Annotated in this window: 5 protein-coding genes; 3 read left to right on the forward strand and 2 right to left on the reverse strand. The window is 56.1% G+C overall.

From position 1 onward, the window contains the following. Window positions 1-9: 9 nt before the first annotated feature. Window positions 10-2,724: an efflux RND transporter permease subunit gene (locus tag A1355_RS06280; RefSeq protein ID WP_082885390.1), complete on the reverse strand. Its 2,715-nt coding sequence runs from the start codon at window positions 2,722-2,724 to the stop codon at window positions 10-12. A gap of 386 nt (window positions 2,725-3,110) precedes the next feature. Next, window positions 3,111-5,498, reverse strand: coding sequence for a penicillin acylase family protein (locus A1355_RS06285; protein ID WP_064026132.1), 2,388 nt, complete (start codon window positions 5,496-5,498; stop codon window positions 3,111-3,113). 981 nt (window positions 5,499-6,479) lie between these two features. Between A1355_RS06285 and A1355_RS06290 the strand changes: the two genes are divergently transcribed. From A1355_RS06290 to A1355_RS06300, 3 genes are all read left to right on the forward strand, one after another. Next, window positions 6,480-7,460 (forward strand): hypothetical protein, encoded by a 981-nt coding sequence (locus A1355_RS06290; RefSeq protein ID WP_064026122.1) that lies wholly within the window; start codon window positions 6,480-6,482, stop codon window positions 7,458-7,460. 140 nt (window positions 7,461-7,600) lie between these two features. Beyond that, window positions 7,601-8,575 carry a hypothetical protein gene (locus A1355_RS25625; protein ID WP_064026125.1) on the forward strand — a complete coding sequence of 325 codons (975 nt, stop codon included), beginning with the start codon at window positions 7,601-7,603 and terminating at the stop codon, window positions 8,573-8,575. Between the two features lie 388 nt (window positions 8,576-8,963). Then, window positions 8,964-10,037 carry a HEAT repeat domain-containing protein gene (locus A1355_RS06300; RefSeq protein WP_197471732.1) on the forward strand — a complete coding sequence of 358 codons (1,074 nt, stop codon included), beginning with the start codon at window positions 8,964-8,966 and terminating at the stop codon, window positions 10,035-10,037. Window positions 10,038-10,171 lie beyond the last annotated feature (134 nt).

A 10,171-nucleotide genomic window follows, 5' to 3' on the forward strand; every position in this document is an offset into this window, starting at 1 on the left:
GCTTGAACCTCATAAATTGATGGTCGTATCGACCTGTTTGAGACCGAATTTCGGTTTGAAAGCCACCAGCAACGCCGGTAGCAAGAACAGTTCGCACAAGATGCCGACGAAAATCGCCAAGCCGCCGAAGATGCCCATCTTCGCGGTGCCGAGGTAGTCGGAAAAACCTTGAATCGAAAAACCCAAGCCCAACACCATGCCGGTAAACAGTATCGATGGGCCGACTTCCTCTATCGTCTCCCGCAAGGCTTCGGCCATGTGCCGGGTCTTGATCAGCGTTTGTCGGTAATGGGTCATGAAATGGATGGTGTCGTCGACCGCCAAGCCGATGATGACCGGCGCCAACAGCAAGGTGTCGGTATCGAGCGGTATGTCCAGCAAGCCCATCAGGCCGTAAGTGAACAAGGCCGGAATCACGTTGGGAATCAACGACAGCAAACCGGCCTGCACCGAACCCAGCGTCAGGAAAATGATCACGCTGATGACGCCCAGCGCCAACAAAAAGCCGTCGTATTGCGAATGGGCGATGATGGCCTGGGTGCGCATCGCCAGCGGAACCGTGCCGGTCAAGGTGACTTCCAGATCGGGAAACTCGTTCTTCACGTCGCCGAACACTTGTGCGATTTCCCGGTTCACTTCGTCGAAGAAGGCTTGATATTGCGAAGAACCGGCGCTGTACACGTTGACGCTGATGTGCGACTGGCTATAGTCGTCGGACACGATGCCGCGCCGATCGGCCGGATTGACGCTGTTGAACAGATACAACAATTGCGCCACCATCGTCTGGGAATCCGGGATGCGGTAAAACTCCGGCCGGTCTTCGTTCAAAACCCGGTAAGTATCCTTGACCAGATTCGCCAGCGAATACGTCCGGCTGACCTTGTCCGGATATTTTTCGGCGATCTTTTGTTGCAGGCTATCGATGCGGGTCAGGATTTTCGGGTCGAGAATGCCGTCCGCCGTTTTGGTATCCAGCATGATTTCCATGTTTTGGGTGCCGGCCATCTTGCCGTCGGCGGTTTGGTAGGCGACCCGGATGGCGCTGCCTTCGCGGGTCAGTTCGGTGACGTTGGAGTCGATGCGCAGCCGGCTTTCGCCGTACCAGCAGGCCGCCACCAACGCGCCGAACAACAGCAAGGACAGCCGAAATTGCCGCGCGGCCAAGCGCGGCACGGCGCTCAACAAACGTTTCTGGCCGCGGATCACCGCGTAAGTCAATACCGAAATCAGCGCGATATAGCCGCCCACGCTCGAGCCCAAGGCCAGCATGACCAAGCCGACGTAGGCAATGGTGCAGACCGAGCGGGTCGCGGTAGACAGTGCCAGCCAACGATTCGCGATACGGTGCGGCCAGCCCGGTTTGACCGACGCGTCGGCCACGCCGGGATGCCAGAAATCCAATAGGATCGGCAGCAACATCACCGAAAATAAGTAGGCCAAGCCGACGCCCAAGGTGGACATCGCGGCGAACACCCGGATCGGATAAAGCTCGGACGAAATCAGCGAAAAGGTACCGGTCATATTGGTGATGCTGGTTATCAACATCGGCAAACCGGCGGTGGCGTAGGCATCCGAGAGCGCCTGCCGGTGGTGGTCGCCTTGCTGGCGGCGCGCCTGATAAATGCTGATGACGTGGATGCAATCGGCCATGCAGCAAACGAACACCAGCATCACGGTCAGACTGATCATCGTCGATAGACTCTTGCCGGCCCAGGCGACCGCGCCGGTGACCCAGACGATGCTGAACAACACGATCAACACCGGCCACAGCACCGCGCTGAACGAGCGGAACAGCACCCACAGCAGTACCACGTTGATCAGTATCATGCCCAGATTCAAACCGGCCGATTGCTGCAGCACTTGCTGAACGAATTCCATCAGCGGCGGATAACCGACCGAATAAAATTCGAAGTCGTTGTCGTAGCGTTGGTACACCGCTTTCAAGGCCTTGACGAAGCGGGCGTAAACAAAATTATCGACCTTCTCGTATTGGATGGCTTGGACTTCGGCACTGTCGTCGAATTTCAAGGTTTCGGCGCCGCCGGCCACATCGCCGAAGCTGTCGTCCAAGGCCACGCCGTCGGCGTTGACCTTGGGCACGTAGTCCTTGACCGGTATCGCGCCGAAGTCGGTTTGGATCAACACCGCCGCGTATTGGCCGTCCGGCGAGTAAAACGCCAAGCGATAGTCTTTTTGCGCCAGGGCCTTGGCTTTGATTTCGGCCAATTCGGCTGGATTGTCGGGCAATTGGCGCGGCACCAAGCGGTTGGAATGCAGGGTATCGCCGTCCGCGCTCTGTACGCGGAGGTTGCTTAAGGATTGTACCCGGCGAATATGGCGCAGTTCGTCCAAGTTCGCGGTCTGTCCGCCGGCATCCTTGACCTTCTCGCCGAGTTCACGCCAGTTTTCCAAGTCGTCGGTCAAGGTTTGCAAGGCGGCCAACGAACGCCGCGAGAAGACGTCGCCGTCCTTGGCCCGGTAAACCAAAAACACCGAGTCGTCGCTACCGAACTGGCGGCGAAACTTATCCAAGGCCACGATGGCCGGGTCGCTTCTATCCAGAAAGCTGTTCGCGGCCGTGTTAATGCTGGTGCGGGTCAGCGCCCCGAATAGCAAAAACAGGGTTAGCGCGAGGGTTGACAGCAAAATCCACCATTTAAACCGTATCACCCGTGTCGGGACACCGGCAAAATATCCGTTCAGACTGTCGAACAATTTTTCCATCGCTACTCCATTGCGCCGCTGCCGAAAGCGGGGAATCGATTTCGGCGGTTAAGTTTTTAGGTGTCTGAAGGCGCGGGTGTTGCCGGGGGGGAGCTGAAAAAAATCGCGCCGCTTACGCCCGCAAGCAATTACCAAGCCAAGCGAAAGGCACCGAATAGCAAGGCTTCCGGGCTCTCGACGGGTGTCCGAATCACTAAACTACGTTATTTGACTCAGGCAGCGCGTGAAATGGCGCGATTGAGCGGCTAGGAATAATCGATGAGCTGGGTTGTGCGCGGCCCGGCCAGCGGTTTGGAGTACAAGCCGAGGTTTGTACTCCGCCGTTCGTCGGCGCCCATCGGGCATAGAGGCGACACCACTCCGCCTCGAAGACGGTAGGACCGGTGTTACGGCGTTGCTACTTGGTAGCGCCGCACGCTCGGATCGGCTTCGATATCGGCATCCCGGAACAAACAAGGTCGCCAGCCTTTCTTGGAGAACAATTCAGTCTGGTCCGCGAAATGCGGCGACTCGGGGTCGGTCGATTGCGAGAAGGCCAGCACCGCTTGACCATGCGGGCCTTGCGGCGTTAATTCGACAGCCAGCAAAAACGAGGTGCCGTAATTGACCACGTAGCCTTGGTCGGTCAAACCGGTGGCCGGATTCAGCACTTTTCCCCGCTGGGTGCCCGGCAGCATGGTGTCGTTCGAGCCGCTGTAAGCCGCCATGTTCAAAATGCCTTCCTGGCCTTGACCACCGTGGACAGGAATCTTGGCGGCGTTTTTCTGGCTGAATTGCAGATCGCCCAATTTGGCATCCAATGCGATGCCGGCTTGCCGCAGCGTTTGCACGGCCTTGCCCAGCGCCAGCAGCGCCGGGTCCGGACCGTGTTTCGGTGCTGGCGCGAGGCCGTCGGGCGTCGTGAGCGGCGCGGCCGGGTCGAAGGCCCGGGCAAAGATTTTGTCCTTGGCCGACATCATCGTGTCTTCGTGGCCGCCGGCTTCCGGGCGAAACGTGCTCAGAAACTCGCGAAACAACACCGCGCCGCGGCTTTCCAAATCGAAGCGTTCGTCCCAGTTGGCCAGTATTCGGCACGCTTGGCTCAAATCGACGCGCTCGGTGCCGATTTTGACCGACTTGGCGGCGCGGCAACGCTCCACCAGGGCGGTTCTGAACAAGCGGCCGGCCAGCGACTGGTTAGACAAGGCCGCATCCTTGACCGATTGCAGCGAAAATTTGCCGGTTTGCCGGGTCAAGGCCAGCGCGTTCATCCGGGTCCGCAGCGACGGCGGCTGACGCTCGTCGCCGTACAGCGCGTAAAAGCCTTCCAGCGGCTGCTTGGGATTGCTCAGCCAGTGGCTGTCGTTGGCGTTGAACACGAAATCGCTACGCAGCAGTTGCGGCGCGCGCTCGAACGGTAGCAAGCCCGGCTTGCGGGCGGCCGGGTCGTTAAGCCATTCGTCGCGCGATGTGCTGCCGTCCAGCAAATAGATGCCGTGAAACGCGTATAGCGCCGCGACACCCGGATCGCTTTGCTTGGCCTGTTGCCAGGCCTGCAACGCGGCCGGCGACAAATGCGGTACCGGCGAACTGTCGGCGTACCAAGCTTTGCCTTCCACGGACGTGGCGATGGTGTTCGAGAACGGTATGCTACCTGCCCAACGCCGGTGGGCGTCGATCAGGCCGTCCAAGTTCGTTGCCTTGGCCATGTCGAAAAATTGGGCGAGCATCGAATCGTTGTCGATATTGGCGTCGCGGTAAGTCAGAACGTGTTGGTTATTCCATGCCAGATCGGCCATGCCGCCGGTCAAGGCGGCCGGAATAGACAGGATCGGTCCGTAGTGGCTGCGCCACAGCTTGCGGGTTCTGGGTTCCAGTACGCCCGCGCCGTTCAGCACTTCTATCGTGTAATCGGTCGATTCCATCGCCTTGATTCCGTCGTCGTAACGATAGCGAGTTGGATCGCCCGGATCCAGCGCTAATCGGTAGAGCGTGGCTTTCGGCGACGTCGTTACGGTCAAGGTCCAGGCGACTGCGGCATTGAAGCCGACCAGCGTGTTCGGTACGCCGGGGACGGTGATGCCGTAGACGTCGAGTTTGCCCGGCACCGTGACGTGCGACTCCCAAGCCTGCAATGCGCCTTCCCACGGAAAATGCGGTTGGGCCAGCAATAGGCCGTGGCCGGACTCGCTCAAGTCGCCGCCGATCGCCCAGCCGTTGCTGCCGGGCTTTGCCGAGTCGGCCGGGACAGCTAGCGGTGCCGATACCGGCGCGCCGGCCGCTTGCGGCGGTTGGGCGTTACTCAGAAAGGAGGTCAGAAACCGGCCGCTTAAAAAAATGCTGAAATCGGTGGCAATCGCCAACAAATCAGCTGGCGTAACCGTCACGTGCCGCTTCGGATCGCGGCAGGCGCCGGGCAACTTGCCGGAATCGGCGACAGCCACAAAACGGTTGATGCCGGCGGCATGCGCGGCCAGCATGTCTTGAATATCCGCGGGTAAGCCGGCCAATTTTTTTTCCGCATCGGCCACTAAACGCAGATGTCGGTAAGAAAAATCGCTTTCGACGTTAGCTTCGTAATCGCCGGCGCCGAAATAACGCGAACGTTGGCCGCGCACCTTGATGACTTGATCCAGCAACACGCAAATCCGGTCTTCGGCCATCGCATAGCCTTGGCCGAACCAGGCGCCGGGTAGATCCGGGGCGGAGATGTGCGGAACACCGTAACTGGTGCGCCGAATGGTTGCCGAATAGGCGCGTTCGCCGACCGTGGTCGGCATGGTGTTAGGTTCCATGTTTTTCAACGACTCCGAATGACAGGTACCGCTTAAAAACGGAATGAATATAAAAGCCGCCAACGCGCAAGCGTTTGTAAATGATCGATTGGCATTCATGGTTTCTCAAGAAAACTATAAAAAACGAATAATTGAATAAGCGCTTATTTAAAGCGGGAAAGTTTTTTCGTAATAAATGATGAGGTGATTATAACGGTCCTGGATGGATCTCGTTCTGAAAATAGCGTGCGGCTGAATTGTAGTTAAATTTTTGAAAGTCATCAATCGCGGCTTTAAATTCATAACAGCTGGCGGATTAAGAATCGATGCTGAGTTTTCGCGAAAAAAATTAGCTTTTAAGCTCAGCGATTGTTCTTGATTTTAGTTGGGTGTCGCTAGGCGGCTGGGCGCCGGTAACAACAATATCTGGTGTGCATGGCGGGCTAAAAGCTGTTCGTCCTAAGCCGGCAGTAGAGCATCTTACATGCGTATAGAACCGGATCAATCCGAATAGTCATTCTGATCTCGGCGGCCGTCGGCTGGTGTTTTCCGGTTCAATTGTCTCCGCTTCAAGCCGTCTTGGAGAAAAAAACGACGGATTCGGCGATGCGTGTCGGCGTTTTTTTAGCACTAGGCAGGTTCGACGGAAAAATAAATTTAATATTAAATGGTATGGCATATGCCGCAAAGCGCTAGAAATTGCGTGATATGCCTTAAAAAATATTAACTTTTTGGTCAAATAAACTAGTTATTTAACACAGATTTTTAGTCGGTATGCGACAAATCGCCGCGCGACAATTTGTCTCATTGCGAATTGTTTATTCTCGCTTGAAGATGCGCCCGGCTCGAAAAAAGCCAAAGAGAGTGTTAGAGGTGTTTTTTGAACGATTAAGGGTTCTGTCTTTAAAATGCCGATTAATGCTGATTTTATTTAAAGCTGTTTAAATTATTTTTGATAATCCGCGCGCAAGCGAGCAGGTTATTCAAAACCGGGAGTTATAAATGAAAAAAAGCAATATCAAAGTAGGAATATTCGCTTTAACCGCGCTATCCAGTGCGTTGACGGCGATGGAGGCGAATGCGGCGTGTACGACGGGTAATAACGCCACACTCACCTTGCATAAAACCGCTTTAGCGACGATGGCGGGTGGGGGCAGGGCCGGTGGCCTGACGCTACCGTCTGCGGACTCGGATACGGGGCAGGCGCTTTGGGGAGGGGTGGATTACGGTAAACGTTTTATCTATCTCAATGCATTTCTTGCCGATAATGCTTTCAGCTACTCCACTCTGAATAATGCCACACCGAGCACCGGTACCGGCGGAGCTGCGGTGGTTGCGGGCACGACGACCTACAATGCTCAGACTTTGCCTGTGGTCTGTGCGACCTCGGCGACACCCAATTACACCACTACGTTTCAAACCGGAAATAAAGTCTCTACATGGAATAACGCTTCAACGGGCATAATCGGTTTAGCAGGGGTGTTGAAGGTGCGTAGCGCATTTCAAAACCCTGCGTTATCGCTCAGATGGGGTAAGCTTTCCCTGGAGAATACGGGCAATACGGGGGGGGGCAACGGCACTTGGGTGTTGAAAGAGTATTTGACGGGTAATACTCTTTTCAAACTGACCGAAGTCTATACCTCGCTGTCCGGAACCACCTTGACGTTGAAAGCCAATTTGCGCTTTGCCAATTCCAGCACTGATACCGATGGAACCGATTGGGGAAGATGCTTTAAAGGGACGAAGACAGGAACGGTTTGCGATGACTTCTACGGTATCAATGTAGCGCCGGCCAATGGTGCCAATTGGTGGCAATATACGGCCGATTCAGTCAATAACATGACCATGTTGACCGGTAGCGGTACTTACACCACTCCAACCTCGACAACATCCGGCACTCCGGCTGTGTATGGTTCGCCGGCGCCAACAGGCTCTGAGTCGCAAGCCATCATAGGCACCATTGAAGTAACCCATCAATATTAACCATTGAAAGCGTGGGCGGCGATGGGTGACTAAGGCTACCTTCGCCTTCGTTGATAAGCATCAGGGAAAGCCTTTCGCCGCCCCTGATGGTTTTCCGGTAACAGTAAAGATAAAAAAATTTGATATTCAGGAAGAACCGCATGAAAAAACAATTACCTAACGTTAAGAAAATAACCCTGCTTTCCGTCAACCTGGCCGCGTTGATGATTCTATCCGCGCCCGCTGACGCCAGCACCTTGAACGGCACTATCGGCGGTATGGCTTACTTGACTTATGACCAGCAGGTCTGGGCGACGATGAAAAGCGAGTGGTTTCGAAGCGATATACACGGTATTCCGTTAAATAATGGTGCCATGGAGCCCACCTCCAACACCTACGGCAACCGCTTCTTTTATCCGCAATTGTTCGTTGGCAACGAGGTGCCGTCCGAAATTCCCAATTCGATAACCGCCTCGGATCGATCTATTCAGCGTGGCCAGTCCACGCCGGAAGCTATCGCGGCTTGGCGGATTGACGACCCAGCGCAGCGAGTGCCACTCGAGCAGCCGGTTGGCGGCTGGGCGATGCCGGTGGAATCGGCCGATTCGCCGGGGTTGGATCCTGGTTGGGGGGCGGGGTATGCGCCGGGTTCGTACGGGCCGTTGATGGCCGACGGCATGGGTTATAGCGATCCCGACTTTCCGGATTTTGTCCATTACATTAGCTTGGGCGGTTCCTTGCGCTTTGCCAGCGACTTTGCTGCGCCTGGCGGTACGCTCTGGCTGCGGGGTATTGATATTCGAGAATATCAAAGCGGTGATACTAATAGATGGTATATAGGTGCCAGCGGCCATGCGGAAACAGCCAAATATACGGCATTCCAGCTATTGAACCCTGTGTTTGGCGTTAATGCCCAAGGCATGCTGACCCTGGAATCTGATTACATTTGGGGGGACAGTTCGTGGGCCAGCTTTTTTCAACTTGGGGATCCAGAAGTCAATTTGGTTCTGGGTCACCTTTCCATCAACCCCGATGTTACCTCTACGCCGGCGGTCCCGGTGCCGGGAGCGGTCTGGCTGTTCGGTACCGGCTTGCTGGGGCTGCTAGGCCTTAAGAGGCGGGGCCGCGCCGGCTAAGCGTCAAAGCCGTGGGACGTGCTGAACGACGCGCGGCACACCCTATAGGCTGAGTCGTAAGCAATCATAAGCGCGCCATCGAAGTAAGCTATCAATATCGACCGTTGAAAGCGTGGTGGGCGATGGGTGGCTAAGGCTCCCATCGCCTTCGTTGGTAACCGCCAGGGAACTCTTTCGGCGGGGTCGAATAGATTTTATCGTTCCCACGCACCTGCGTGGGAATGCATCCCCTACCTCTCTAGTGGTGCGGCTTGGTACGCAGGAGCGTCTGTTTTGTGTTCCCACACTGGAGCTGGGAACACAATAAATTGATGCGGGGTGCTTGCTGCCCGCTAGGGCGCGGGCAATCTGGCTTGGGTTGAGTTCTTTGATGGAGTTAAAACTAGACATGCGGAAATTCAGTGTTTTTTTTGTTCCGGTTTTCCTGGTGGCGTGTTTGTCGATTTATGTGCTCAAGGGGGCCGGGTTTGATCGGCCTGAATCGCAGACTGGGCAACCGGCCGGTTCGGCGACTGCTCCGCTGAGCCAATTGCTGGATGTTAACCCGCTTGGGCCTAAAATCCGGACCTTTACCGACGAGCAAGCCTGGCTGGATTTTTCCGACGACACCTCCACCGACGAGGTTGCCGACACTCAAAGTACAAGCCAGTTGCTGGTGGCATTGGAAGACAAGGCTGGGCAAGGGCTAAGCTACGAAGTGCTGCGGGACGGCGAGGAATTTCAACTGATCATGGCCCAGATCCAATCCGACCCCGCCGCCCGGCAGCAAGTGTTGGCGCACATTATGAAGTTCAGCGGCACGCCGTTGGGCAAAACCCTGAGTTTGGCCTTGGCGACCTCCGGTGCCGCCGTGGGCATGTCGAAGCTTAAAGCGGCGGCCGTCCAGTTATTGCGGAAAGGTTCCGAGGAGCAACGGCTGGATGCCCTGCAATTGTTGGGCGCGACGGCCAGTTACGATGCTCCGACCCGCGCCGGTCTGCTGGATGTATTACGCGGAGACGGGGCGGCAAATTCGGAATTAGCGGTGGCGGCCATGGCTAATTTGGTTAAGCAAAGTGGAGGTGCTTCGCCGGCCGAGCAACAAGAGATCGTTAAGGCGGTTTATCCGTTTGTCGGCAACAGCGATCCGCAACTGCGGCTGAACGGCCTGCAAGTGCTGTCCAAGCTGGCGGGTAGCGATCAGGATGCCCAGCGGATTTTCGCCGAAGGGGTCAACGATGCCGATCCCGAGGTCAGACGTTGGGTGATTGCCGCGATGGGCAATGGCGAGTTTGCTTACGACAGCGTGCGCGAGCCGTTGCTGGCAACCTTGCAAAATCCGGATGAAGACCCGGCGGTGAAAGCCGTCGCGCAGCGGGCGCTGGAACGTTTTCCGTTGGACGATCAGGCGCGACAAATTTACCAGGAACATCTGGCTAGCGAGTCTTACCAGGCGCCTACGGGCGGCTTTGGTTTCAATTAACGGGTTTGATATCCAGTCCGGTCAGGCGCTGAAAACGCCAAAATGCGAATTGGGTTTGCCCAATATCGTTTATTGAGGTTCTTCCGCCTTTTCAAAATGAGGATCGAAGGGGATACCTGATTAGAAAGCTTCTT

This window comes from Methylomonas koyamae (assembly GCF_001644025.1).
GTDB classification, from domain to species: domain Bacteria; phylum Pseudomonadota; class Gammaproteobacteria; order Methylococcales; family Methylomonadaceae; genus Methylomonas; species Methylomonas koyamae_A.

Excerpts from the sequence above, each read along its gene's own strand:
- A1355_RS06280 (WP_082885390.1), bottom strand. The coding sequence starts at position 2,724 with ATGGAAAAATTGTTCGACAGTCTGAACGGATATTTTGCCGGTGTCCCG.
- A1355_RS06285 (WP_064026132.1), bottom strand. The coding sequence starts at position 5,498 with ATGGAACCTAACACCATGCCGACCACGGTCGGCGAACGCGCCTATTCG.
- A1355_RS06290 (WP_064026122.1), top strand. The coding sequence starts at position 6,480 with ATGAAAAAAAGCAATATCAAAGTAGGAATATTCGCTTTAACCGCGCTA.
- A1355_RS25625 (WP_064026125.1), top strand. The coding sequence starts at position 7,601 with ATGAAAAAACAATTACCTAACGTTAAGAAAATAACCCTGCTTTCCGTC.
- A1355_RS06300 (WP_197471732.1), top strand. The coding sequence starts at position 8,964 with ATGCGGAAATTCAGTGTTTTTTTTGTTCCGGTTTTCCTGGTGGCGTGT.